Here is a 25,845-nt window from a genome sequence, read left to right on the forward strand (position 1 = left end):
ATGCAGCCCAAAGTCGCCGTCGCGGCAGTGACCTTCGACCGCCATGAGGAACTCACCCTCCTCCTCAAGGGGTTGGCCGAACAGACCGCCCCGATCCACTCGATCGCGCTCGTCGACTCGGGCACTGTCCCGGCTACCGCGGTCGTTAAGGCCGGCGGGGACAACATCAACTACCTGCGCTCCGAGGCGAACCTCGGCGGCGCCGGGGGTTTCGCCTACGCGATCCTGGCAGCGATGGCCAGCGGCGCGGAGTGGATCTGGATGATGGACGATGACGGCCACCCCGAGGATGCGACCTGCCTCGCCGAACTGCTCAAGACCGCCGAAGAGCACCAGCTCGATATCGTGAGCCCGCTCGTCGCCGCCACGGCCGACCCCAACCGGCTCTCGTTCAACTTCCGGATCAACGGACTATTGACCAACGACCGCTCCCGGCTGGCTCCGATGGGCTACCTTCCGGATATGGTGCACTTCTTCAACGGCGCACTGATCCGCACCGAGGTCTTCTACAAGATCGGCATTCCGGACGTGAAGTTCTTCATCCGGGGCGACGAAGTCGACTTCCTGTCCCGGGTCAAAAAGGCCGGCCTCAAGTACGGCACCCTGGCCACAGTCGCCGTCCAGCACCCCGCCACCTGGACCGAGATGAAGCCGGTCTTCGGCGGCTTCATCACCCCCGTCATCCCCGAGGGCAATTTCAAACGGTACTGCTACTTCCGCAACCGCGGCTACCTCACCCGGAAGTACCGGAACCTGCGCTGGTTCGGCGCGGACATCGTCGGCTTCCCGTACTACTTCCTGAAGACCGGTGACCTCAAGGGTTTCGCGCACTGGTTCCGGGCCTATTCCGCCGGCTTCCGCGGAAAGGGCTTCGGTTCGCCCGCCCAACTGATGTCCGCCCTCAGCTAGGCCGGCATGAAGAACCTGTTTGCCGTCGTCGTCACCTACAACCGTGCCGATTTCCTGCAGAACCTGCTCGAATCCTTCAGCCGCCTGACCACCCGGCCGGACCGGATCGTGGTGGTGGACAACGCCAGCAGCGATCACACCGCTGAGGTTGTCTCCCGCGCCATTGCTGCGGGCGGGCTGCCGATCCAGTACGAACGCCTATCCGCCAATGTCGGCGGCTCCGGCGGCTTCTCCCGCGGCGTTGACCTCGCCCTCGGCGCCGGCGCCGAGTGGCTCTGGCTCATGGACGACGACGTCGAAGTGCTCCCGGGAGCGGTCGAGGCGTTGGAGAAGTTCACGCCGGACTACTCCTGCATGGTCGGCCGCCGCTACGACGCCGCCGGCAAGCCGTTCTTCTGGCAACACCGTTTTGTGGAGGCGCTCGGCGTCTTCCTGCCCGTCTCGGGCGATGTCTTCCGCAAGTCCGAGGTTTTCCCCACCAATGTGGGGAATTTTGAGGGCATGCTGATCAAGGCGTCCGTGGCACGGAACATCGGGCTGCCGGACCCGAGGTTCTTCATCACCTGGGACGACCTCATCTACGGATGGCTGGCAGCGCAGCAGACGCCGGTGGTCTACGTCAACGCCTTTGTCATCAAGAAGGTCCGGGCCCAGCGCCAGGTGGATCTGGGCGTGCGCCACCTCAACGATTCTTCCGACTTGAGCCGCCGCTATGTGATGCGGAACCGGGGCCACGTGGCGCAGTACCTGCGCGTGCACGGCAAGTACAACCGGTTCGGATTCGGTGCCGGGACGGCCCTGACGTATCTGAAAGAAATCGCGCGCCTGGTGTTGGTTGAACGGACCATCAGGGGGGCCGGGGCCCTGTGGCGGGGATGGCGCGAATCACGCGGCATCCTCGCCGACCGCAACTGGCAGCCGATGCCGTCCGTGCCTGCTGCGGCGGACCGGGAACAGGGCTGATTCAGGCACAGATCCGGGTGAACCACCCCTTCGCGACTGGCGCGGACCCGGGTTTCCGGCGCGATACCGATTAGTATCGTGGGAGACCCGGGTGCCGTCCGGCAGTGGCCGGCGGGCAATTTTCGAAACAGGCGCATGGCCGCCGTGGTAGTGGAAGTCGGTTGCAATCTCTGTTGAGTACTAATTCTAAAGCGCGCGAACCCGCCGCAGCACTGGACGAGAAGAAGCCCCCGCTCTGGATCTGGATCCAGCTGTTCCTCGACTCGATGTCGTGGGTCGTGGCGATCGTCCTGGCGCTGCTGCTGCGCTACGAAACGGGCGTCCGCGAAGAGCAGCTTGTCAATGCCATGATCATCATGGCGGTTGCCATCGTGGTGCAGGCCCTGGCCGGCTATGCACTGGCGCTGTACCGCGGCAGGTATCCTTTTGGCAGCTTCCAGGAAGCCAGGGCGCTCGTCTTCGTTACCGTGATTGTGGCCGCCTCCATCACGGTGACCCTGCTGGTGCTTTATGCGGAAATCGGGATCGGCCGCAGTGTCGGACTCATCGCCTTCCCGTTCGCCTGCCTCTTTATGGGGGCCGCCCGCTACGCCAAGAGGCTCTATGTGGAAGGCAAGAACCGTCCGGGCGACGGCGCCCAGAACACCCTGATCTACGGTGCCGGATTCCTCGGCAACTCCCTGCTGACGCGCATGCTCCAGGATGCCGATTCGCCGTATTTCCCGGTGGGGCTGATTGATGACGACCCCACCAAAAAGCACCTGCGGCTGACCGGTGTCCAGGTCCTGGGGCGCGGCGACGACCTGCCGGCCATCATCCGGCGTACCCGGGCCACCGTGCTGGTACTGGCCTTCGCCAACGTCGAGGCCTCCGTCGTCCGGCGTATTTCAGACGCTGTCGCCGGACTGAACGTCAGGGTGCTGGTCCTTCCCCCGCTCCGGGACATGCTCGGCGGCGGTGCGCCCCAGGGCTTCTCCGATTTCCGTGACGTTGCGGTCGAGGACCTGATCGGCCGGCGTCCGGTCGATATCCAGGTCGACGAGATTGCGGGCTACATCAAGGGCAAGCGCGTCCTGGTCACAGGCGCCGGCGGCTCCATCGGATCCGAGCTGTGCCGGCAGATCGTCCAGTTCTTTCCGGCGGAACTGATCATGCTTGACCATGACGAAACCGGGCTGCAGCACACCCAGATCTCCATCACCGGCCGGGGGCTGCTCTCCGGCCGCGACACGGTCCTGGCCAGCATCCGGGACGGGGGCGCCCTCGAGGAGATCTTCGAAGACCGCCGCCCGGAGGTAGTGTTCCATGCTGCCGCCCTCAAACACGCCCCGCTGCTGCAGCAGTATCCGATCGAGGCCTGGAAGACCAACGTTCTCGGCACCCTGAACGTGCTGCGCGCGGCCGAGCGCAGCGGCGTTTCCCACTTCGTGAACATCTCCACGGACAAGGCAGCGAACCCGACGACGGCGCTTGGCCATTCCAAGCGCGTCGCCGAAAAGCTTGCCGCCTGGATGGCAGGCCAGACCGGCCGCAAGTTCGTCTCCGTCCGGTTCGGCAATGTGATGGGCAGCCGGGGCTCGATGCTGCCGCTATTCACTGAACAGATCCGGGTCGGCGGGCCAGTGACGGTGACGGACCCCGAGGTCACCCGTTTCTTTATGACGATTCCGGAGGCCTGCCAGCTCGTGATCCAGGCCGGCGCGATCGGACGCGGCGGCGAAGTCATGATCCTGGACATGGGGGAACCGGTCAAGATCCTTGACGTCGCCCAGCGCATGATTGCTATGTCCGGCAAGAAAGTCGACATCGTCTACACCGGCCTCCGGCCCGGCGAGAAGCTCCACGAGGAACTCGTCGGCATCGGCGAGCTGGGCGAACGCCCCCTGCATCCCAAGATTTCGCACACCCGGGCACACGAACAGGACCCGGCCGGGCTGGACCTCGGTGTCTGGCTCGCCCGCTGCGAGGCCGAGCAGGGCATCGACATCGCGTCCATCCCCGACGACGAGGCGGATGAACCGGGCGAGAGCATGATGGTGGCGTCATGATGCCTCTGTTCCTTGCTGCCGGCATCACCCTGCTGGCCAGCGTCCTGCTTCCGTTTGCGGTGAAGCCGTGGCTGGTCAGGATGGGCGTCGTCGACGTTCCGTCGGCCAGATCCTCACACTCCCGGACCACCATCCGTGGCATGGGGGTGGCCGTTTCCCTGGCCACCGCCGTCGGTTACGCCGCCGCCGTCCTTCTCGGGGCGGTGACGGTGGACCGGTCCGTCTTCCTCGTGGTTCTCTCGGTGATCGTCGCGAGCGCGGCCGTGGGCTGGATCGAAGACCTCCGCGGTCTTTCCATCCAAGGCCGCGCCGCCGCGCAACTGGGGATCGGTGCGGCCGGTTCTTCGGCCCTGCTTGTCCTCACCGGCCAGTCCTTCTGGTGGCTGCCGCTGGCCGCGGTGGCCATTGGGGCCTATATCAACATTGCCAACTTCATGGACGGCATCAACGGTATTTCCGGTTTCCATGGAATCCTTGCAGGCACGGCCTACGCTGTGGCCGGAGCGCTGTCCGGGCAGCCGTGGCTCACCGCTGGCGGTGCGGTGCTCGCCATGGCCTTTCTGGGGTTCCTGCCTTGGAACCTGTCCAGGGGTTCGGTTTTCCTGGGCGACGTCGGAAGCTACCTGCTCGGCGCTTCGGTGGCGGCCCTGGCGGTCGCAGGGTTCCTGAGCGGGGTCTACGTGGAATACGTCCTCACGCCGATCCTGGTTTACCTGGCCGACACAGGCTATACCCTGCTGCGCAGGATCAAGGCGGGCGAACGGTGGTACGCGTCCCACCGTGAGCACGTCTACCAGAGGCTGACCGATGTCGGCTTCTCGCACCTGCAATCGGCCGGCACAGTCGCTGCCTGCACCGCAGCGGTGATTGTCCTCGGGTTCATCGCCGCGACGGCGCCGCTGCCTACAGTGGTGCTCTGCGTCTCCGGAAGCATGGCGGTGCTGGGGCTCTATCTTGCCTCCCCGGACCTGATCCGGCACTTCCGGCGACGGCGGAAGGTCACCCGGGTGCCGGTGGCCTAGGCCGGATTGGCCGCAGATCCCGGTCGGGGCCGTGCCATGTTCTATCTCGTGTAGAATTCAGGAGCGGGTTGACGCCGCGCCCCTTGACCAGCAAACCACCCCTCGACGATTGGGATCGCATGACCTCCAACGCCGAACCCGGACGAACGTCCGGCGCCGGAGCAGTTGGTGTCTCAGGTCCCACAAAATCATTGTGGCTGCGGCTGCTGGCCATCAGTTCGGCCGTTGCCGGCGGCGCCCTGCTCCTCACCAGCCTGGCGGCGCTCCTTCTCGACAGCACGGCTGCGGCGCTGTCGTCCCTGTTCGGCGGGGTGCTGGTGATCGCCTTCTTTTCGATCAGCCTCCTGGTCGGCCATTTCGGCGGCCGCAACCACTCCTCCGGGGCCATTGGGCTGTTCGCGGCCACGTATTTCATCAAGGTCGTCGGCTTTGCCGTGGTGCTGTTTGCCATCGGCAGTCCTGAGTGGCTGAACGCGCGCTGGTTCCTGGCCGGCGCTGTCGTGACTGTGGTCTTGTGGCAGGCCGCTGAAATCTACGGTTTCAGCAAGGCCCGTCTCCAGCTCTACAACGACCCCGAGGCCCCGGAAGGCGGCACTGATGTTTAGCCGCAAAGAGCGCCCCGCGAAGAAGCCCCGCACCCCGGAGAAAATGTCCGGAGCCCCTGGTGTATCGGACAACGGACGCGACGGCGGATACAACGCCGGCATCGCCGTCTTCAGCTACATTATTGGCGGGATCCTCGTCTGGAGTTTGATAGGGTGGGGTCTGGATAATCTGTGGGGAACCCGCTGGATTGTTCTCGCAGGCGCCCTGTTGGGAGCCGCGGGAGGGTTCTATCTTTCTCATATGCACGGCCTCACCAGCCCGGATAAATCGGCCGGCGGGGACAATGCTGCACGTGGCCCGTCCATGGACGAGGATCAGTAATGCCAAATAATTTCACACGGGGAGAGTGCGACAACAACGTTGCCTTTCCCCGACCAACGCCCAATGATGGACACTGCAGAGAGGAAACGCGTTGATCGCGCTTGCGCTCCCGGCCCAAGATTCAGGAACTTTTACGCCTCCTGGAATTGAAGAAATCCACCTGCCGGCAATCGTGCCGTGGGGGGCGGCCGACGGATTCTCCAAGCAGATGCTGCTGGTAATCCTTTCGGTCGTTATTATCGCCACATTCTTTCTGCTAGCTGCCCGTAAAGGCCAGCTTGTTCCCGGCAAGCTGCAGTTCGCCGGCGAGGCCGCCTATGGCTTTGTCCGCAACGGCATTGCCAAGGACATCATCGGCGGCAAAGACTTCATGAAGTATGTCCCGCTGCTGTTCAGCCTGTTCTTCTTCGTCCTGGTGAACAACATCTACGGCGCCATTCCGGTGATCCAGCTTCCGAGCTTCTCGCACGTCGGCGGCGCATACGTGCTCGCCGGAATCGTGTACTTCACCTGGATCAGCATCGGCATCAAGAAGAACGGCCTGAAGTACTTCAAGCTGGTCACCATGCCGGCCGGAGTCCCGGTCTACATTCTTCCGATCATCATTCCGATCGAGATCATCTCCACGTTCCTGGTCCGCCCTGTCACGCACAGCCTCCGTCTGTTCGCGACCATGCTGGCCGGACACCTGATCGTCATGATCGCCGGTTCGGGCATCGAGTTCCTCGTCATGCAGGAGAACATCCTCCTGAAGGGCACCTCGGTCCTCGTCCTCGGCGGAGCGATTGCGATGTACATGCTCGAAGCGCTGATCATGGCGCTGCAGGCCTACGTGTTCACCCTGCTGACCGCCATCTACATTGAAGGCGCGCTGCACGCGGACAGCCACTAGGCACCCAAAATCTTCCCCCCACGGGGATGAAGTACACCAAACAACCTGCCACATAGATGGCATCTTGAAAGGAAAATAATGGAAGGCACCATTAACGGCTCCCTCAACCTCATCGGATACGGCCTCTCGGCCATCGGTGGTGGTATCGGTGTTGGTCTCGTGTTCGCCGCTTACATCAACGGCGTCGCACGTCAGCCGGAGGCACAGCGTGTGCTCCAGCCGATCGCATTCCTCGGCCTTGCGCTGACTGAAGCCCTCGCCATCCTCGGCCTGGTCTTCGCGTTCGTTCTCAACTAACCGTTAGAACTGAGCGAACATCCAGAACCGAGTAGATAAGGACGGGTGAATTATGAATCAGCTGATCATCTCAGCCGCCACAGAGGGCGCCAACCCTCTCGTTCCCAATCCTTGGGAAATGCTTGTCGTCTTCGCCGGCTTTGCTGTCCTCATGTTCATCGTGGTCAAGTACGTTGTCCCGATGTTCGAGAAGACCTTCGCAGAGCGTGCCGAGGCCATTGAAGGTGGCATTGCCAAGGCTGAAAAGGCCCAGGCAGAGGCTTCCGCTGCTCTCGAAGAGTACAAGCAGCAGCTCAACGATTCCCGCGCCGAGGCCAACCGCATCCGCGAGGAAGCACGTGCCGAAGGCGCTCAGATCCTTGCGGACCTGAAGGAGAAGGCAGCTGTCGAGTCTGCCCGCATCTCGGCCCAGGCGCACGCGGCGATCCAGTCCGAGCGCCAGGCGGCCGTTGTGGCGCTGCGCACGGAAGTTGGCACGCTGGCCACCACCCTGGCAGGGCGCATTGTTGGCGAGTCCCTTGAGGACGACGCGCGCTCAGCCCGTGTGGTTGACCGCTTCCTGGCAGATCTGGAGAACCAGAACGCAGGTGCTGCTAAGTAATGGCAGGTGTATCGAGCGAATCGCTCACCGCGGCCTTGGTGGCGCTGGAAGCCAAGCTTCCTTTCGCCTCGCTGCAGTTGGCTAAGGAACTCTTCGGAATCCTGGGAACGGTGGACAGCTCGGCTGGCTTGCGCCGCGCACTGACTGACCCGTCCCGCAGCGGTGACGAAAAGTCGGCGCTTATCAAGCAGCTCTTCGGCGGGAAAGTCTCCGCGGATGCTGTGGATATCGCGGGCGGACTGGCCAGCTCACGCTGGGCGTCGGCCCGGGATATCGGCGATGCACTCGAGACTCTTGCCGCTTCGGTGGTAATTGCCGTTGCTGAGAACAAGTCTGCCGTCTCTGCCTCGGGGATCACCGGCCTGGAAACACTGGAGAACGATCTGTTTTCCTTCAACCAGGCCGTCGAGTCCAACCACGAGGTACAGCGTGCTGTGTCCGAGCCGCAGGCTGGCTCGGCCGCCAAGATTGCCCTCGCCGAAAAGCTCGTACCCAGTGCAAGCGAGGAAGCGAAGGTCCTTATCGGACAGGCAGTCTCGCAGCCCCGTGGCCTCAAGGCAACCAAGCTCGTCCGTCGTTTCGCGGAGCTTGCAGCCAAGCGCCAGCAGCGCTGGATTGCAACGGTCAGCGTCACCCGTCCTTTGACGGAGACACAGACCAGCCGTCTGCAGGCGGGGCTGAATGCCCTTTACGGGCGCGAGCTGAAGATCAACATGAACGTTGACCCGGCACTGATCGGTGGCATCCGGATCCAGGTTGGTGACGAAGTGGTAGACGCTTCGCTCCTCGCCCGCCTGGGCCAGCTCCACCGCCAGCTTGCCTAGCCAGCCGGACCAGCACAACCAAACGAAACGAAACCCCGGTCATCGTGAGCAACGATGATCACGAAAACAGGAGAGCAGGGACTGCAGATGGCCGAATTGACCATCAACGCCGACGACGTCCGTAATGCGTTGAACGAGTTCGCGGCGTCCTACGAACCCGGAAACGCAGAGCGCGTAGAGGTCGGCCGTGTAACAACCGCAGGTGACGGCATCGCCCGTGTTGAGGGCCTTCCCTCGGTCATGGCGAACGAGCTGCTTCGCTTCGAAGACGGCACCCTGGGCCTGGCCCAGAACCTCGACGTCCGCGAGATCGGCGTCATCATCCTCGGTGACTTCACCGGTATCGAAGAAGGCCAGGAAGTTCACCGCACCGGACAGGTTCTGTCCGTACCGGTGGGCGACGCCTTCCTCGGCCGCGTTGTCGACCCGCTGGGTGAGCCCATCGATGACCTTGGCGAGATCAAGGCCGAAACCACCCGTGCACTGGAACTCCAGGCGCCCGGCGTGACCCAGCGCAAGTCGGTTCACGAACCGATGCAGACCGGCCTGAAGGCTATTGACGCCATGATCCCGATCGGCCGCGGCCAGCGCCAGCTGATCATTGGTGACCGTCAGACCGGCAAGTCGGCTATTGCCATCGACACGATCATCAACCAGAAGGCCAACTGGGCCTCCGGGGATGTCAACAAGCAGGTGCGCTGCATCTATGTAGCCATCGGCCAGAAGGCATCCACGATTGCGGCTGTCCGTCAGACCCTTGAGGACAACGGCGCACTGGAGTACACGACCATCGTGGCTTCCCCCGCGTCTGACCCCGCAGGCTTCAAGTACCTGGCACCGTACGCCGGTTCGGCCATCGGCCAGCACTGGATGTACGGCGGCAAGCACGTCCTCATCGTGTTCGATGACCTCTCCAAGCAGGCCGAGGCCTACCGTGCAGTGTCGCTGCTGCTCCGCCGCCCGCCGGGACGCGAAGCCTACCCGGGTGACGTGTTCTACTTGCACTCCCGCCTGCTGGAGCGTTGCGCCAAGCTCTCCGACGAGCTCGGTGCAGGTTCGATGACCGGCCTGCCGCTCATCGAGACGAAGGCAAACGACGTCTCCGCCTACATCCCGACCAACGTGATCTCCATCACCGATGGCCAGATCTTCCTGCAGTCGGATCTCTTCAACGCCAACCAGCGTCCGGCCGTCGACGTGGGTGTCTCCGTTTCCCGCGTGGGCGGCGCCGCCCAGGTCAAGTCCATGAAGAAGGTCTCCGGTACCCTGAAGCTGGAACTGGCTCAGTACCGCGACATGCAGGCGTTCGCAATGTTCGCGTCGGACCTCGACGCCGCATCGCGCCAGCAGCTGACCCGTGGCGCACGCCTGATGGAACTGCTCAAGCAGGGCCAGTACTCGCCGTTCCCGGTTGAGAACCAGGTCGTCTCCATCTGGGCCGGCACCAAGGGGTACCTCGACGACGTTCCGGTTGAGGACATCAGCCGTTTCGAGACCGAGTTCCTGGAGCACCTCAAGCACAAATCCTCCATCCTGACGACGCTGGCCCAGACCAACGTCATGAGCGATGACACTGCAGAAGCTCTGAAGACCGCGATCGTGGACTTCAAGAAGGGCTTCTTCGGCGAGGGAGACAACCTCCTGGTTGGTGCGGGGCACGAAGAATATGCCCCCATCGATGAGGCACAGGTCGACCAGGAAAAAATCGTCAAGCAGAAGCGCTAGTTTCGCTGGCAGGGACTGCCGGAGCCCACTTAGGTTCCGGCAGTCCCGGCCATCGGGATCTTAGGAAAGGATAAGTATGGGAGCCCAGATCCGGGTCTACCGCCAGAAGATCAGCTCGACGACGTCGATGCGCAAGATCTTCAAGGCGATGGAACTGATCGCTACCTCGCGCATCGGGAAGGCCCGAGCACGCGTAGCAGCTTCACTGCCTTACGCAAACGCCATCACGCGTGCCGTTTCTGCTGTCGCAAGCCAGAGCGAAATCGACCACCCGCTGACCACCGAACCGGAGCAGATCCGCCGGGCCGCCGTCCTGGTAATCACCTCGGACCGTGGCCTTGCAGGATCGTACTCAGCGAGCGTGCTCAAGCAGGCGGAAGGCCTCAACGAGCTGCTCGTCGAGGAGGGCAAGGAAGTCAAGTTTTACCTGGTGGGCCGCAAGGCGCAGGCCTACTTCGACTTCCGGAACCGTCCTTACGGGCGCGTTTGGACCGGCGGCACGGATGCGCCGGAGTTTGCCACCGCACAGGAAATCGGCGACGCATTGCTGTCTGACTTTGCGACGGACTATGCAGAGGGCGGCGTCGACGAGATCCATGTCGTCTACACCCGCTTCAAGTCCATGGTCACGCAGGAGCCGACGGTTATCCGTCTTCTCCCGCTTGAGGTTGTCGAAGAGCAGGCTGCGTCCGAATCGGACCTCCTGCCGCTCTACGAATTCGAACCGGAAACGGAGCAGGTTCTAGACGCCCTGCTGCCGCGCTACATCGAATCACGCATCTTCGCCGCAATGCTGCAGGCAGCAGCTTCGGAGCTCGCTGCCCGCCAGCGGGCGATGAAGTCCGCCGGCGACAACGCCACGGACCTCATCAAGAAGTTCACGCGTCTGCGCAACACTGCCCGCCAGGCTGAAATTACGCAGGAGCTTTCTGAAATCGTGGCTGGTGCCGACGCGTTGAACGCGTCCTAGCCACCCCGGTTTTGAGATCCTGCTGTACCTGCACCAAAGTAAACTTAACCCCAACGCCATCTACTGAGTGAAGTGAGAGAGATGACTGCCACTGCTACCGAACACGTAGCCGCGACGACCGGTGCTACCGGCCGTATTGCACGTGTTATTGGCCCGGTTGTCGACGTCGAATTCCCGGCTGACGCAATCCCCTCGATTTACAACGCACTCACCACCGAGATTACTCTCAACGGTGAGACCAAGACCATCACGTTCGAGGTTGCCCTGCACCTCGGCGACAACGTCATTCGCGCCATCTCCCTGCAGGCAACCGACGGCCTCGTCCGCGGAACCGCTGTAGTGGACTCGGGTGCCCCCATCTCCGTTCCTGTCGGCGACGTCGTCAAGGGACACATCTTCAACGTCCTCGGGCAGCCGCTGGACGTGACTGAGTCGGAACTCGGAATTACCGAGCGCTGGCCCATCCACCGCAAGGCTCCGGCCTTTGCGACGCTTGAGGGTTCCACCGAGATGATGGAAACCGGCATCAAGGTCATCGACCTTCTCACCCCGTACATCAAGGGTGGCAAGATTGGTCTGTTCGGTGGTGCCGGCGTCGGCAAGACCGTGCTGATCCAGGAAATGATCACCCGTGTTGCCCGCAACTTCGGCGGCACCTCGGTGTTCGCCGGTGTCGGCGAGCGTACCCGTGAAGGTAACGACCTCTGGGTTGAAATGGAAGAGGCAGGCGTCCTCAAGGACACCGCCCTTGTCTTCGGCCAGATGGATGAACCGCCGGGAACGCGTCTGCGCGTGGCCCTGTCGGCCCTGACCATGGCGGAGTACTTCCGCGATGTGCAGAACCAGGACGTGCTGCTCTTCATCGACAACATCTTCCGCTTCACCCAGGCAGGCTCCGAGGTTTCCACCCTCCTCGGCCGCATGCCGTCGGCCGTGGGCTACCAGCCCAACCTGGCTGATGAGATGGGACTCCTGCAGGAGCGCATCACGTCCACCAAGGGCCACTCGATCACCTCGATGCAGGCCATCTACGTTCCCGCAGATGACTACACCGACCCGGCCCCGGCCACGACCTTCGCACACCTCGACGCGACCACGGAACTTTCCCGTGAAATCGCTTCCCGTGGTCTGTACCCGGCCGTTGACCCGCTGACGTCGACTTCCCGCATCCTGGATCCGCAGTACATCGGCAACGACCACTACAACACGGCCGTCCGCGTGAAGCAGATCCTGCAGAAGAACAAGGAACTTCAGGACATCATCGCCATCCTCGGCGTTGACGAACTCTCTGAAGAAGACAAGATCGTCGTGTCGCGTGCACGCCGCATCCAGCAGTTCCTGTCGCAGAACACCTACACCGCCAAGCAGTTCACCGGCGTCGAGGGTTCCACTGTGGGCATCAAGGACACCGTTGAAGGCTTCACCGCGATCTGTGACGGCGAACTCGACCACATTGCAGAGCAGGCGTTCTTCAACGTCGGCGGCCTGGATGACGTTGAGCGCCAGTGGGCCAAGATCCAGGAACAGACCAAGTAATATGGCTGAGCTTGAGGTTGAGATTGTCGCAGCGGACCACTTCGTGTGGTCCGGAGCGGCCACGATGGTCAAGGCCCGCACCAGCGATGGTGAAATCGGAATCCTGCCCGGCCACGCGCCCCTGCTGGCGATTCTGGCCGAAGGTGAGCTGGCAATCCAGCCGGTCTCCGGTGACCGCATTGCCGTAGTTGTCGACGGCGGGTTCTTCTCCGTCGACAACAACCGGGTCGTCATTGTTGCTGACAACGCCCAAATGGGCGACGCGGCTACTGCGGGGATCCGCTAGCACGACCTTGATGAACGATACTGCTTTTCCGTTCATCGTCCTGGCAACGGTCTTTGCGTTGCTGGTACTTGCACTGTGCCTTTCCGGGGTGCGCCGCTTCAATCTGCGGCGCGCCCTGGGCACGGTGGACGCCTCCATTTGCATGGCTGGAAACAGCTGGCAGATGGGGGTTTGTCGTTATCAGGACAACGACCTTGAGTGGTTCCGCCTTGCCTCGCTGAGCATGCGGCCGAAGCACACCTTCCGCCGGAGTTCGCTTGTGCTGACCGGCCGGCGCAAACCCACCGAATCCGAACTTGTCAATGTCCAGCCCGACGCCGTGATAGTCGAACTCCGGTACGAAGGGCAGGAAGTGCTGCTGGCCATGCGCTTCGACGCCTACGCGGGGCTGTCATCCTGGCTTGAGGCCGGGCCCGTCGTCGGCGTCGGTACCTGGCGCTAGGCCTGATGGACTTTCTCGAAGACCTCCGGATCGTCGACGGGCCGGTGCTTTGGATTGCCTGGACTGCGGGCACCGCGGGCCTGCTCTACCTGCTGTGGGGCGGACGACGTGCCGCCCGTGCTGCCACCGGACGTGAAGCGGCCGCCCGCTGGCTGGCTGTCCTGCTTCCCCCCGCCGCCGCGGCCCTGGCGGCCGCCGCGCTGCTGGCCGTGGCGCACTGGGCGATGATCTATGTTTTTTCCGTTTTCCCCGGGGAGTTGCCGCGCGAGGTCCTGGCCTGGTCCCTTCCGGCCGTCGCGGCGCTGCTGCTCTGGCTGACGCGCCTGTGGGGCACCTGGCGGCCCACCGGCGCGCGGGCCACTGGCCGCGACGGCCCCCGGCGCCCGGCCCGGACGACGGCGGTGTCCACGGCCGCCCTGCTCGGCGTCGTCCTGCTCTCCGCCGTCCAGATCAACGGCTACTTTGGCCTCAACCACACGGTGAGTGACCTGACGGGCACCGCCCTGGCCCGGATCCAGCCACTGGAAGAGACGCTGAAACGCGGCCCGGGGCCCTCCACCTCCGTTCCCCTGGCCGGGTGGAACCCGCCGGCTGACCTGCCCGGGGGCGGCGTGCTGCGGCGGGCCGGAATCCCCGGCACCACCTCGGGCTTTGAAAGCCGGGACGCGTATGTCTATCTGCCGCCGGCCTACCAGGCCTCGCCCCGTCCGGCCCTTCCCGTCCTGGTCCTCTTCGCCGGCCAGCCGGGCGCCCCGGCAGACTGGCTCACCGGCGGGGCACTGCGCAGCCGCATGGACAGGTATGCAGCCGCACACCGGGGCGTGGCTCCGGTAGTGGTCGTCGTGGACCCGAACGGTTCCGCCGCGGGCAACACCCTCTGCCTGGACAGCAGGATCGCCCGCGCCGACACGTTCCTCGCCGCGGACGTGCCGGCGTGGATCAACCGGACGCTGGACGTGGATCCGGACCCCAAGCAGTGGGCGGCCGGTGGATTCTCCTTCGGTGCGACCTGCGCCCTGCAGATGGTGACCCGTCATCCGGAGATCTACAGCTCCGCCCTGGCCTTTTCGAGCGAACAGGAGCCCGCCCTCGCCAAGGAGCGGGAGAAGACCATTGCAGCCGCCTATGGCGGCGACACCGAAGCCTTCGACCGGCAGACACCGTTGCGTCTCATGCGGGAGCACCGCTTTGAGGGCCACGCCATCTACTTCGCCGCGGGCGAACGGGACCCTGAATTCGTCGGCTACCTGGAGGTTCTGTCCGGCGCTGCGCGCGCCGCCGGGTTCACCGTGGAAGCGCGGCTGGTACCCGGTGCGGGACACTCCTGGGACACCGGGTCCAAGGGGCTGCCCGCCGGGCTCGACTTCCTGGCGTCCCGCTGGGGCATCCCGCAGTGAGCCCGGCAGCAACGGCAGGGCAGCGCGGGACCGGCGCCGGCTCCCTCCTGGGCCTGGGCCGCGAGGGCCTGCGGCAGTCGCTGGGCCACCTGCGGGCCACACCGTTCACCCTCGGTGTCCTCGCGGCTTTCCTGATCACCGGCGCGGCCACCGGAAGCTTCCTCTCCGGGCCGCCGCAATCATTGCTGGACGTGGCGTCCGTCAGTGCCCCCGGGCTGAAGGCCGGGAGCTGGTGGCCGCTGTTCAGTTCGATGTTCTTCGCCACGAACCTGCTGGCCTACGCCTCGGCCGTGCTGATGATCCTCCTGCTGCTGGGTCTCGCCGAGCGGCAGCTCGGTACGCGGCGCACGGCTGTGTTCTACTTCGCCGCCCAGTTCGCCGCTGTGACGCTGTTCCTGCTGGTGACACAACTCGCCCGCTACGCTGACGACGGCTGGCTCGGCGTGATGGTGGATGCGCGGCTCATGGGCCCGTACGCGGCCGTCCTGGCCGTCTCGCTGGCGTCCAGCGGGCTGCTGCCCACGCTGTGGCAGCGGCGGCTGCGCACCGCCGTCGTCTCCGTCTCCCTGATGCTCGTACTCTACGTGGGGCATGCGGAGACCGTCGTCGGGTTCGCCGGTGCACTCGCGGGGCTGGCGGCCGGATGGTGGATCCAGGGCGACAAAGGCACCCTGCACCGGCACCGCTCCACCGGAAGGGAAACCCGCAACCTGCTCGCACTCACCGTGGCGATCTTCGCCGTCGGACCCATCCTGACGGCCACCGTCCGGACCCCCACCGGGCCGCTGGCGCTGCTGCGGGACATCGTGCTTAACCCGCTGCCCACGCTGAACCAACTGGAGCAGAACTGCGGCGGCACCATCGACACCACCTGCCTGGAGGCCGGGCGCGCCGGTTTCGCCGGGCCGCTGGGCCTCGCCCTGGCTGTGGTGCCCGTGGTGCTCCTGCTCATCTGCGCCGACGGCATGCGGCACGGCCGCCGGCTCGCCCTGCGGATCGCGATCACCCTCCAACTCGCCGTGACCGCCATGGCGGCCGTCTACCTCTCCCTGTTCGCCAGGATTCCGCAGTACGCCAACCGGCCGCACACCGGCGTGATGGGGTCAGGGTTCGTGCACGTGCTGCCCCTTGTTATGGTTCCGCTCGTGCTCGTTGTCCTGCTCGCGGCGAACCGCCGCCAGTTCCGCGTCGAGACAAGTCCCCGGGCCCGCCGGGCCCTCGCCGCGGTGGTCGGCGGCACCTGGCTCGTACTGGCGTCCGGCTATACCGCAGTCTGGCTGGCCGCCGGCGGCATGGACCGCGACGGCGGCCTGCTGGGCCTTGCTGCCGAGCTCTCCCGCCAGTACCTGCCGCTGCCCATCCCCGGAATCTACAGCCGCATCTTCGAGGGCCGCGACGCGGTCGAGGGTTTTCTCTTCGCCGCCTCCGGCATTATTTTCTGGACCATTGCCCTGGCCGCCGTCTGGCTGGTCCTGCAGCGCCGGCTGCACCACAGCGACGCAGGGGCGGGCGACCGCGACGTGGCCCGCAGCCTGATCCGCCAGGGCGGCGATTCCCTGTCCTGGATGGCGCTGTGGGAGCCCAACAAGTACTGGTTCGCGCCGGACGGCCGCGGGGGAGTGGCCTACCAGCTGCATGGCAACGTCGCGCTGACGCTGGCGGGACCCTTCGGCCCGGCGGCGTTCCGCGAGGAGACCGCGGCGGGCTTCATCCGGTACTGCGCCGAGCATGCCCTCATTCCCTGCTTCTACTCCTGCACCGACGAGCTGTGGCCGCTGCTGAAAGGCCGCGGGTTCCGTCGGGTGGCGGTGGCACAGGAGACACGGCTGGCCGTGCGCTCGCTCGAGTTCAAGGGCAAGGACTGGCAGAACGTCCGGACCGCCCTGAACCGGGCCAGGAAGACCGGGGTGCGCGCGGTGTGGGGCCGCTACGCTGACTTCGCGCCGGCGGTGCGCGCCCAGCTGATCGAGGTCTCGGAGGAGTGGGCCGCCCGGAAGTCCGTTCCGGAGATGGGCTTCACGCTCGGTGGCATCGATGAGCTGGAGGACCCGGAGGTGCTCTGCTGCCTTGCGGTGGACGCCGAGGGGCAGGTCCAGGGCGTCACCAGCTGGCTGCCGGTGTACGCGGACGGCCGCCTGGTGAGCTGGACGCTGGACTTCATGCGCCGGCGCGGCGATGCCTTCCCCGGCGTCATGGAGTTCCTGATTTCCTCGGCGGTGCAGGAGCTCCGGAGCTCGGTGGAGGTCATCTCGTTGTCCGGATCCCCGCTGGCGAAAGAAGCTGACACCTTAACGGATGCCGGCGACAAGGCCGGGCCCGAGGCGCTGGCCAGAATCCTCGACGTCGTCGGAAAAGCGCTCGAGCCCGTGTACGGTTTCCGTTCACTGGCTACTTTCAAGGCCCGGTTCAAGCCCGACTACCGGACGTTGTACCTCTATTACCAGGACCCTCTGCAACTGCCCGCCATGGGCAGGGCACTGAGCCGGGCCTATCTGCCCGGATTGTCCGTGCGGCAAAGTGCGCGGCTGCTCAGGACCCTCGTGCGCTGAAGCAAAAAAATGGTCCCCGGCACGGAGGGCGGGGACCATTTCTGCGCGGAGACTGCCGCTGGCAGTTCCGCTGCGGGGTACTAGACCAGCGTCACGCCGGTAGCCTGGGGGCCCTTGGCGCCCTGGCCGATTTCGAACTGAACGCGAGCGTTCTCGTCGAGGGTCTTGAACCCACCGGTCTGGATTTCAGAGTAGTGAACGAAGACATCGCCATCGGAGTCATCCGGGGTGATGAAGCCGAAGCCCTTTTCAGCGTTGAACCACTTGACGGTTCCCTGTGCCATGTATTTCTCCTCATTGTGGATCCTGGGTAAGGCCGGCACACTTCGTGCCGGACTTGGTCACTCCGCGAGAAGAACTCTGGCTGTGGGACCGGATCAACCGGACTTCGGCGGCAGGAGCTTCACGCTCGCAACATGTCTTGCGAGCATGAAAAAACACCTACACAAAGACTGGTCTAAGAATTTCATGCCATTTGCGTCAGGTCAACGGGCCCGGCGCACAATTGGCATAAAATTTGTACGAAGTATGGACTAACGATTTCGCCGCGGAATGCAGGCGCCCCTTTTGCCCATATTGGACAGCCGCTTATCAGCAGCGCTCCTGGTCTGACGCCACAATGGACTATTGCCACTTCCCTTATGACGCCACAATCGACTGTGGCCACTTCCCTTATTTAGTACAGCCGGCACCTGGGTGAGGCATGGTCCATGCCGGTCATCTTAAAGGACGTGCTGAAGGTCATGCCGGCCGTGGCCAGGATTGACCCGACACCGGTTCGAAGGCCGGTGCGGGGACCCTTAGAAGAGCCGGGATTCGACGTCGTCGACGCCGCGCATGGCGTCGTAGTCGAGGGTGACGCAGTCGATGCCGCGGTCGTTCGCCAGGACCTTGGCCTGTGGCTTGATCTGCTGGGCGGCGAAGATGCCGCGGACCGGAGCCAGGCGGGGGTCCCGGTTGAGCAGTTCGAGGTAGCGCGTGAGCTGTTCGACGCCGTCGATGTCGCCGCGGCGCTTGAGCTCTATGGCCACTGTGGCGCCCTTGGCGTCCCTGGCGAGGATGTCCACCGGGCCGATGGCGGTGAAGTACTCGCGGCGGATAAGGGAGAACCCGGCGCCGAGGAGTTCGATCTGGTCGGCCAGCAGCCGCTGCAGGTCCGCCTCCACACCGTCCTTGATCAGACCGGGGTCCTGGCCCAGCTCATGGGACGTGTCATGCAGCTGCTCATGGATGTTGATGATCAGGCGGTCGTCGGTTTTGGCCGACTGGACGGTCCACTGCTCGATCACGCCGATTTCGACGTCGACCTCGTCCGGGGTGGAGACCCGCAGGGACGCCGGGGGACTCATCCAGTTCAGCGGCTTGTAGGATCCGCCGTCGGAGTGGACCAAGACGGAACCGTCGGCCTTGACCAACAGGAGCCGGGTGGCGAGCGGGAGATGGGCTTTGAGCCGGCCGACATAATCAACGGAGCAACGGGCTATGACTAAACGCACCCGGTCAACAATACCGTCTGCAGGGACAACGGGCACCCGGACTGGGGCAGAATGGAACCATGCCCCGTTCCAACCGCCCCCGCCGAGCCGTGCCAGGACGCGCCGGCTCCGGCAAGGCCGCCAAGCCCGGAGTCAAGGGCGGACCCGCGCCGGGGCTGGACCTGGAACGTGCGCGCTCGGGCTTTGCGCGGCGGGAGAGTGCGCCGGACGGCGAGTGGTCGGTCCGGCCCGTGACCGCCGGCCGGGCGGAGAAGACCTATATCTGTCCGGGCTGTTCGACGGCGGTGCTGCCCGGCGTGGCGCATCTGGTCGTGTGGTCCGAATCCCATCTGTTCGGGGCTGCCGCGGGCCTGGCGGAGCGCCGGCACTGGCATACGAACTGCTGGACCTCGCGCAGCTACCGGTACCGCTGAATGCCGGCACGGGCTGTTTCGCCAGGGCGCCTTCGCTAAGCTGGACGTATGAGTTTTGACCCGGCGTCGTACGTCTTCAGCCAGCCTTCCGCACCGACCGCGATCCGCGCCTCCACCGTTCTCCCGGCCCGCCGGGAGAACGTGGAGCTCCGCACCAGCGACGGACACCGGCTCGTCGGCGAGCTGGCGCTCCCGGAGTCCGGCGAGGTGGAGGCCACCCTGATCACGCTCCATCCGCTGCCCACCCACGGCGGCTTCATGGATTCGCATCTCTACCGGAAAGCCTCCTACCGGCTGCCCGCCCTGGCCGGAATCGCGGTGCTCCGGTTCAATACACGCGGCACCGGATCACCGCGGGGAACTTCCGGTGGAGCGTTCGAGGAGGGAATCGGCGAACGCCTCGACGTCGAGGCAGCCGTGAAGTTCGCCGTCGACCGCGGCCTGCCGAACCGCTGGCTCGTGGGCTGGTCCTTCGGCACCGAGCTCGCGTTGATGTACGGGGCCTCGGAACCGGTGGCCTCCGAGGTGGAAGGTGCCATCCTGCTCTCGCCCCCGCTGCACCGGGCCACCGAAGTGCACCTGAAGGAATGGGCAGCCTCCGGCAAGCCGCTCAAGGTCCTTGTTCCCGAGCTTGACGATTACCTGCAGCCGGCCGAGGCGACGGAGCGCTTCGGGGTGGTGCCGCAGGCCCGCGTCGTGGGCGTGGACGGCGCCAAGCACCTGTGGGTGGGGGAGAAGTACGCCGGCCGGGTGCTCAATGAGATTGTCGAGGAAGTGCTGCCGGGCGGATCCGGCGGTGCCGGTGCCGGCAACACCCGCACTGGACTGCCGCAGGAATGGGCCGGTCCGGTGGCCGCGGCGCACGCCTGAGGGCCTCGCGCCTTGTCAGTGCCTGTTAGCGCTTATCCTGGCGGACGATGAAGAGTTCCTTGACCAGGAGCATGATGGCGGCCGCCGTGGGGATGGCGATCAGCGCGCCCAGGACACCGAGCAGGCTGCCTCCGGCGATCACCGAGATGACGGCGACGGCGCCGGGCACCGCGACGGCCTTCTGCATGATGCGCGGGGAGATGAAGTAGGCCTCGAACTGCAGGTAGGCGAAGTAGCAGATGGCATAGAGCACGGCGGTCTGCCAGCCCGCCGTGAGGGCGATCAGCGTGACAATGACACCGGCAATCAGGCCGCCAACCAGGGGAATGAAGGCCAGCAGGGCCACGACGAAAGCCAGGAGGACGGCGAACGGGACGCCGACGATTGTCATCACAATGAACGCGAAGGTTGCGTTCACAAGGGCGACGACGGCCTGGCCGATCACGTAGTTGCCCACCGACCCGGTGATTTCCTCGGACAGGGCCTCGACCCTGGCACGGCGGGACCGCGGGGCAAGCCGGTAGCCCCATTTCTTCATGGCCGGCAGGGCGGCGAGGAAGTAAAGGCTCAGCACCAGCACAATCAGGGCGCCGAAGAGTCCGTTGGCCAGGGTGGAGCCGAAACCGAGGACACCGCCGAAGATGCCGCCCATCGCCTGCGGGTCGTTGACGAACTTCTCCAGCTCCTGGGTGATGCGTTCGCGCACCCCGTACTGATTGTCGATGCTGCGGAAGAAGTCGGAGTTGATGAAGTCCGTGATCCAGCGCGGCGCCTCTTCGACGATCTGGGTGACCTGCTGGACGATCGTGGGGATCAGCGTGGCAAAGAAGGCTGCGACACCCAGTGCCAGGGTGGAAACGGCGACCACAATGCCCGCGGCGCGGGGGAGCTTTTTCCCCTCAAGCCAGCGCACCACCGGGTCCAGGCCCATGGCGATGAAGAGCGCCGCCACGATCCAAAGGATCAGCTGGGTCGTGTTGGAGCCGATCCAGTAGACGAGCAGGGCCACGCCGACGCCGACAGTCCCCATGAACCCGACGTAGAGGGGGTGCTGGGAGGACATCTGCGGGCCGGGATTACCGAAACGGGTGCCCGGCTCGGTCCCGGGCGTCGTCTCGTCGTCCTCATGCTCCGGAGGCATCTCGAAACGGAGCCGCGGCTGGGCTCCCGGCAGGGGCTGGCGCAGGCGGTGTGCCATCGAGTTCAGGACTCCGGCCATGGCCACGCGGCGGGGGGAAACCTGCTCCTGCGGACTGTCCACCGTGCTGCCGGATTCCTGGGTTTCTTCCGGTCCTGGGGGGGACGGGTCCTTGTGTTCAGTCACTGCGTTGAAAGCCCTTTATTCTCTGTATATCCCCGGCGAAGACGGTGCGCGGCGCCAGTGTGATGATCACCGCAAACACTATCAGCAGGCTTGTCAAGGCGCTCTTTCTGGAGCTTCCGCCGGGACCCGGGAGGGGTTGACATCCAGTCCTATCTGACTCGGTGGTAACAAAACGGTTACTATTGAAGCTACGTGTCCGCTGATGATAGGTAATATTTTGCGTTTCAAGACTGCAGTTGCACTAGTGCTGCTGGGCCTCCTGACACTGCTGGCCGGAATCGGCCAGAAGACATTCTGGGCTCCGCCGGAGACCGTGACCGCCACCGCCCCCTCAGGTGCCACCGCCGCGCCGCTGACCGTTTTTGACGAGAAGCTCCGCACGCTGCACGAGGGCACAGTGACGATCAATGTCAAGGCTGAAGGCAGCTTCATGCTGGCCGCCGGCCGCCCTGACGACGTCGATGCCTGGGTTGGCGCCACCGCGCACAACACCGTCACCGGCGTCTCCGAGGACGGCAAGGCGCTGCAGTTGACCCATGCTGACGGGGAGGCCACCGCGCCCTCGCCGGCCGGCTCGGACCTCTGGGTCAGCACGGAGAACGCCAGCGGCGAGCTGAAGTACAACTGGACCCCGCCGGCCGACGGCGACTGGACGCTGCTGCTCGCGACGGACGGCACCAAGCCGGCCCCCACGTCCATCACCATGACGTTCCCGAACGACACCTCCACTCCGTGGGCGGTTCCCCTGATGGTGATCGGCGGCCTGCTGATCCTGGCCGGCGCCGCGCTGCTGGTGCTGAAGCCCAAGTCCAGCACCCGGGCCGGGACCGGCAACGGCGATGCCGGCAGCGCCAGTTCCGGGAGTGCCAGTTCCGGGAGCGGGGGACCGGCCGCTGATTCCAAGGGCCCTGCTCCCCGGGGCTCCGAAGCCAACGTCGCCACGACGAAAGCCGCCGGGCAGCTCACCGCTGCGCCGGGCACCGCGGCACAGCGCCTGCGGCGCTCCGGAGCGGTCGTAGCCGTGCTGACAGCCGCTGCCGTCGCCGGCAGCGGCGTGGCGGCCCAGGCCAGCCAGACGCCGGCCCCGTCACCGGAAACTTCCTCCGCCGCGGCGGAGCAGGCTCCGGCTTCGCCGGTCCTGGTTGATGCCCAGTTCCGCCGCATCCTCGAGCAGGTTGCCGGCGCGGTCGACGCCGGGGACGCGGCCAAGGACGCCAGCAAGCTGGCGCCGCGCGTGGCCGGACCCGAACTTGAGATCCGCACGCAGAACTACAAGATCCGCTCCCAGGTCGGCTCGTATGAGCCCCGGATGCCGGTCCGTGCCACGAAGCTGCTCACCACCGTGATCACCGAGCAGCGCAGCTGGCCGCGCACTGTTATGGCGGTCACCCAGGGCGAGGGGAACGTCGTGCCGCAGCTGCTCACCCTGACCCAGGCGTCGCCGCGGGAGAACTTCAAACTGGTCCTCACCACGCCGCTGCAGCCGGGAACGACGTTCCCCGGGATCGCCCGCGGCGGGACCGAGACGCTGGCACCGGCAGATAAGACCGGTCTGCTGTACAGCGGCGAGGAAGCGATGGGGAGCCTGGGCGACCGGCTGAACTCCGCCGACTCCGCGTTCAAGGACAAGCTCGTGGAGGGCGCGTCCTCCCCGTACATTGCGGACACGCTGGCCTACCAGACCGATGTCGTGAAATCGGGCGTCAACGGTACCTTCTCCTTCACCCACAAGATGGCCCCGGAGAGCGTTGTGGTGTTCCGGACGGCCGACGGAGGGGCACTGGCCATGGGCCGCCTGGACTTCGCGTTCGATGGCACCCCCAAAGCAGCCGGCGACAAGCTGACGATCGGTGACGACGCCGCGGCCCTGGCCGGCGGCAAGGAGACCAGCACCGGCATGGTGCTGAAGTTCGCCGAGTCCGTGGCCGTCTACATCCCGCCGGCCGGATCCCAGGACCCGATGAAGCTCGTGGCCGCCACCCGTGGCCTCGTGGGGGCCACCTTCAAGTAGGCCCGGCCACAGCAGCTGCAGATACCCGGGGCACCGGCAGAACCAGTGCCGACAGAACAGACCCGGCCCGAGGGCCGGGTCTTTTCTGTTGCCCGGGCTCCGTCAAGTGGCACCGGCCCGGGCCGATATGGCTAGAGTGGAGCCATGACTTCGCCAGCTTCACGCCCGGTCCCGCCAGCTGCCGCCAACCCGCTCAACCTGCGGGGTGCGGTCGACCTGTCCTCCCTCAAACAGCGCCCCGCGGCGCCGCCGGCCGCGCCCGGCGCCACCGGCGCACCCGGGAGGCCCGGGGCGCCTGCCGCCGGCCATGGTGACGCGGAGCAACCCCGCCGTCCGCTCCGGGTTGACATCACCGAAGCCAATTTCCAGGAACTCGTGGAGCTGTCGGCCCAGGTCCCGGTCGTCGTCGCGCTGTGGGCGGCCTACTCGCCCGGTTCCGCCGGAGTGGTCGATGTCCTCGAGCGGATCGTGGACGGCTATGAAGGCCGGCTGGTCCTCGGCGCCGCCGACGTCGAAGTGTTCCCGCAACTGGCCCAGGCCTTCCAGGTGCAGGCCGTTCCCACCGCCGTGGCCCTCGTCAACGGCCAGCCCGTCCCGCTCTTCGAGGGCGGCGCCGAGGAACCGCAGGTCCGCAGCCTGCTGGACGAACTGCTCAAGGTCGCCGCCGCCAACGGCGTGGCCGGACAAATCGGCACGGGCGGACCCGGCGCTGCCGAGCCTGAGGCTCCGCCGCTGCCGCCCCTGCACCAGAAGGCGTTCGACGCCATCGAGGCCGGGGACTACGCTGCCGCCGCGGACGCCTACCGCCAGGCACTCCTTGAGATGCCCGCCGACGCCGAGGCCAAGGCCGGGCTCGCGCAGGTGGAGCTGATGGGCAGGCTCTCACCGCTCGCCGCCGCGGACACCGAGGCGCTGCGCCAGCAGGCCGCCACCGAGCCGGACAACCTTCAGGCCCAGCTCAGCGTGGCCGACGTGGACATCGCCGGGGGACACGTGGAGGACGGCCTCGGCCGGATCGTTGCGTTCATCGGCAGGAACTTCGGCCCGGAGCGCGAAACGGCACGGGTCCGGCTGCTGGAACTCTTCGACGTCGTCGGCACGGGCGATGACCGGGTGGCGAAGGCGCGCCAGAACCTTGCCCGGGTGCTCTTCTAGTGGGTTCTGCCCTCTTCGCGCCGCTGGAACTGCGCTCCCTGCACCTGCAGCACCGCGGCTGGGTGTCTCCCATGTGCCAGTACAGCTGCGGGCCGGAAACCGGGGAAGGTGTCCCCAACGACTGGCACCTGATGCATCTGGGTTCCTTCGCCACCGGCGGGGCAGCCCTGATCCTCACCGAGGCCGCGGCCGTGAACGCCGCCGGGCGGATCAGCCCCCGGGACGCCGGGCTCTACAACGACGACCAGGCGGCAGCATGGGAACGGATCACCTCCTTCGTGCACCGTCACGGCCCGGCAGAGACCAAGATCGGCACCCAGCTGGCGCATGCCGGCCGGAAGGCCTCCTCGTACTGGCCCTTTTCCGGCAAGCAGGGCACCGTTCCTGCCGACGACGGCGGCTGGCCCACCGTTGGTCCCGGCGCGGGTGCCTTTGACGGCTACGAGGCTCCCTCGGCGATGACGGAAGGGCAGATCGACGGAGTCATCGCGGATTTCGCTGCCGCTGCCGTCCGGGCCGTCGGAGCCGGCTTCGACACGATCGAAATCCACGGCGCGCACGGCTACCTCCTGCACCAGTTCCAGAGCCCGCTCGTCAACGACCGCACCGACCGCTGGGGCGGTGACGAGACAGGCCGGAACCGGCTGACCCTCGCCGTGGTCGATGCCGTACGCAACGTCATTCCCGACTCCATGCCGCTGCTGCTCCGGATCTCGGCCTCCGACTGGGCCGAGGGCGGCGTCGACGTCGAGGCCTCGGTACGGATGGCCAGGGCGGCCGCTGACCACGGCGTGGACCTCGTGGACGTTTCCAGCGGTGGCGCCGTTGCCTACCAGAAGATCCCGCTGGGACCGGGCTACCAGACCGGCTTCGCCGCCCGGATCCGGCGCGAAACCGGAGTCAAGACCGGCACCGTCGGGCTGTTGACCTCTGCCGGCCAGGCGGAGCATGCCGTCGCCACCGGCCAGGCTGACGGGGTCTTCATCGCCCGGGCCGCCCTCCGGGATCCGCACTGGTGGCTGCGGGCCGCCTTCGAGCTGGGCCATGAGATGGCATGGCCGCCGCAGTACGAGCGGGCCATTCCCCGCCACTCCTTCTAACAGGACAGTATCCGCCGGCAGTTGTACATCCGCCGGCAGAGGTACGCCTTGCGGACGATCCCTTCCGCCCACCCGGGCCGTTAGTCTA

Annotated in this window: 25 protein-coding genes; 22 read left to right on the plus strand and 3 right to left on the minus strand. The window is 65.6% G+C overall.

Annotation, left to right across the window (positions count from 1 at the left end; all coding sequences use genetic code 11):
* The 17 genes from ACZYX4_RS03495 (at window position 1) to ACZYX4_RS03575 (ending at window position 17,388) form a co-directional block, all read left to right on the plus strand.
* Window positions 1–909, plus strand: coding sequence for a glycosyltransferase (locus ACZYX4_RS03495; RefSeq protein ID WP_463873691.1), 909 nt, complete (start codon window positions 1–3; stop codon window positions 907–909).
* A gap of 6 nt (window positions 910–915) precedes the next feature.
* Window positions 916–1,872: a glycosyltransferase gene (locus tag ACZYX4_RS03500; protein WP_463873693.1), complete on the plus strand. Its 957-nt coding sequence runs from the start codon at window positions 916–918 to the stop codon at window positions 1,870–1,872.
* Between the two features lie 173 nt (window positions 1,873–2,045).
* Entirely contained in the window at window positions 2,046–3,920 is a 1,875-nt protein-coding gene (locus tag ACZYX4_RS03505; protein ID WP_463873695.1) for a polysaccharide biosynthesis protein, read from the plus strand.
* On the plus strand, window positions 3,917–4,942 hold the full coding sequence (locus ACZYX4_RS03510) for an MraY family glycosyltransferase (RefSeq protein WP_463873696.1): 1,026 nt from the start codon (window positions 3,917–3,919) through the stop codon (window positions 4,940–4,942). Before ACZYX4_RS03505 ends, ACZYX4_RS03510 begins: the two co-directional genes overlap by 4 nt.
* A 119-nt stretch (window positions 4,943–5,061) precedes the next feature.
* Window positions 5,062–5,547, plus strand: coding sequence for a hypothetical protein (locus ACZYX4_RS03515; protein ID WP_463873698.1), 486 nt, complete (start codon window positions 5,062–5,064; stop codon window positions 5,545–5,547).
* Complete coding sequence (locus ACZYX4_RS03520; RefSeq protein WP_463873699.1) at window positions 5,540–5,869, plus strand: hypothetical protein; 330 nt, start codon at window positions 5,540–5,542, stop codon at window positions 5,867–5,869. The genes ACZYX4_RS03515 and ACZYX4_RS03520 overlap by 8 nt, the downstream gene beginning before the upstream one ends.
* A gap of 91 nt (window positions 5,870–5,960) precedes the next feature.
* Window positions 5,961–6,761 carry a F0F1 ATP synthase subunit A gene (gene atpB, locus ACZYX4_RS03525; RefSeq protein ID WP_463873701.1) on the plus strand — a complete coding sequence of 267 codons (801 nt, stop codon included), beginning with the start codon at window positions 5,961–5,963 and terminating at the stop codon, window positions 6,759–6,761.
* Window positions 6,762–6,839: 78 nt separating this feature from the next.
* Entirely contained in the window at window positions 6,840–7,058 is a 219-nt protein-coding gene (atpE, locus tag ACZYX4_RS03530; RefSeq protein ID WP_463873702.1) for an ATP synthase F0 subunit C, read from the plus strand.
* 52 nt (window positions 7,059–7,110) lie between these two features.
* A complete protein-coding gene (locus ACZYX4_RS03535; protein WP_463873703.1) occupies window positions 7,111–7,659 on the plus strand; it encodes a F0F1 ATP synthase subunit B in 549 nt (182 codons plus the stop codon).
* The gene (locus ACZYX4_RS03540; RefSeq protein ID WP_463873705.1) at window positions 7,659–8,483 is read left to right on the plus strand and encodes a F0F1 ATP synthase subunit delta; all 825 of its coding nucleotides are present in this window, start codon (window positions 7,659–7,661) and stop codon (window positions 8,481–8,483) included. Before ACZYX4_RS03535 ends, ACZYX4_RS03540 begins: the two co-directional genes overlap by 1 nt.
* An 87-nt stretch (window positions 8,484–8,570) precedes the next feature.
* The gene (gene atpA / locus ACZYX4_RS03545; protein WP_463873707.1) at window positions 8,571–10,208 is read left to right on the plus strand and encodes a F0F1 ATP synthase subunit alpha; all 1,638 of its coding nucleotides are present in this window, start codon (window positions 8,571–8,573) and stop codon (window positions 10,206–10,208) included.
* A gap of 76 nt (window positions 10,209–10,284) precedes the next feature.
* On the plus strand, window positions 10,285–11,178 hold the full coding sequence (locus ACZYX4_RS03550) for a F0F1 ATP synthase subunit gamma (RefSeq protein WP_463873709.1): 894 nt from the start codon (window positions 10,285–10,287) through the stop codon (window positions 11,176–11,178).
* 81 nt (window positions 11,179–11,259) lie between these two features.
* Window positions 11,260–12,714, plus strand: coding sequence for a F0F1 ATP synthase subunit beta (atpD, locus tag ACZYX4_RS03555; protein WP_463873712.1), 1,455 nt, complete (start codon window positions 11,260–11,262; stop codon window positions 12,712–12,714).
* 1 nt (window position 12,715) lies between these two features.
* Entirely contained in the window at window positions 12,716–13,000 is a 285-nt protein-coding gene (locus tag ACZYX4_RS03560) for a F0F1 ATP synthase subunit epsilon (RefSeq protein WP_307459655.1), read from the plus strand.
* A gap of 10 nt (window positions 13,001–13,010) precedes the next feature.
* Complete coding sequence (locus ACZYX4_RS03565; RefSeq protein WP_463873714.1) at window positions 13,011–13,442, plus strand: DUF2550 domain-containing protein; 432 nt, start codon at window positions 13,011–13,013, stop codon at window positions 13,440–13,442.
* A 5-nt stretch (window positions 13,443–13,447) separates the two neighbouring features.
* Window positions 13,448–14,839 (plus strand): alpha/beta hydrolase, encoded by a 1,392-nt coding sequence (locus ACZYX4_RS03570; protein WP_463873715.1) that lies wholly within the window; start codon window positions 13,448–13,450, stop codon window positions 14,837–14,839.
* Window positions 14,836–17,388 carry a bifunctional lysylphosphatidylglycerol flippase/synthetase MprF gene (locus ACZYX4_RS03575; protein WP_463873717.1) on the plus strand — a complete coding sequence of 851 codons (2,553 nt, stop codon included), beginning with the start codon at window positions 14,836–14,838 and terminating at the stop codon, window positions 17,386–17,388. Before ACZYX4_RS03570 ends, ACZYX4_RS03575 begins: the two co-directional genes overlap by 4 nt.
* Before the next feature lie 80 nt (window positions 17,389–17,468).
* On the opposite strand, the gene ACZYX4_RS03580 is transcribed toward ACZYX4_RS03575, so the two are convergent.
* On the minus strand, window positions 17,469–17,672 hold the full coding sequence (locus ACZYX4_RS03580) for a cold-shock protein (RefSeq protein WP_024365900.1): 204 nt from the start codon (window positions 17,670–17,672) through the stop codon (window positions 17,469–17,471).
* 516 nt (window positions 17,673–18,188) lie between these two features.
* Complete coding sequence (gene nucS, locus ACZYX4_RS03585) at window positions 18,189–18,884, minus strand: endonuclease NucS (protein WP_463873720.1); 696 nt, start codon at window positions 18,882–18,884, stop codon at window positions 18,189–18,191.
* Window positions 18,885–18,943: 59 nt separating this feature from the next.
* Here nucS and ACZYX4_RS03590 point away from each other — a divergent pair, with 59 nt between their 5' ends.
* Together ACZYX4_RS03590 and ACZYX4_RS03595 are read left to right on the plus strand one after the other, a co-directional pair.
* A complete protein-coding gene (locus tag ACZYX4_RS03590; RefSeq protein WP_463873722.1) occupies window positions 18,944–19,297 on the plus strand; it encodes an ATP/GTP-binding protein in 354 nt (117 codons plus the stop codon).
* Between the two features lie 48 nt (window positions 19,298–19,345).
* Window positions 19,346–20,167, plus strand: coding sequence for an alpha/beta hydrolase (locus ACZYX4_RS03595; protein WP_463873725.1), 822 nt, complete (start codon window positions 19,346–19,348; stop codon window positions 20,165–20,167).
* A 25-nt stretch (window positions 20,168–20,192) separates the two neighbouring features.
* Here ACZYX4_RS03595 and ACZYX4_RS03600 read toward each other — a convergent pair whose 3' ends face one another.
* The gene (locus ACZYX4_RS03600) at window positions 20,193–21,386 is read right to left on the minus strand and encodes an AI-2E family transporter (RefSeq protein ID WP_463873948.1); all 1,194 of its coding nucleotides are present in this window, start codon (window positions 21,384–21,386) and stop codon (window positions 20,193–20,195) included.
* A 307-nt stretch (window positions 21,387–21,693) separates the two neighbouring features.
* Between ACZYX4_RS03600 and ACZYX4_RS03605 the strand changes: the two genes are divergently transcribed.
* The 3 genes from ACZYX4_RS03605 (at window position 21,694) to ACZYX4_RS03615 (ending at window position 25,757) form a co-directional block, all read left to right on the plus strand.
* Window positions 21,694–23,502 carry a DUF8094 domain-containing protein gene (locus ACZYX4_RS03605; RefSeq protein WP_463873727.1) on the plus strand — a complete coding sequence of 603 codons (1,809 nt, stop codon included), beginning with the start codon at window positions 21,694–21,696 and terminating at the stop codon, window positions 23,500–23,502.
* Between the two features lie 144 nt (window positions 23,503–23,646).
* Window positions 23,647–24,657, plus strand: a complete 1,011-nt coding sequence (locus tag ACZYX4_RS03610) for a co-chaperone YbbN (RefSeq protein WP_463873729.1) — start codon at window positions 23,647–23,649, stop codon at window positions 24,655–24,657.
* Complete coding sequence (locus tag ACZYX4_RS03615; protein ID WP_463873731.1) at window positions 24,657–25,757, plus strand: NADH:flavin oxidoreductase/NADH oxidase; 1,101 nt, start codon at window positions 24,657–24,659, stop codon at window positions 25,755–25,757. Before ACZYX4_RS03610 ends, ACZYX4_RS03615 begins: the two co-directional genes overlap by 1 nt.
* Window positions 25,758–25,845: the final 88 nt, after the last annotated feature.

The sequence above is a fragment of the Pseudarthrobacter leeuwenhoeki genome (assembly GCF_055412885.1).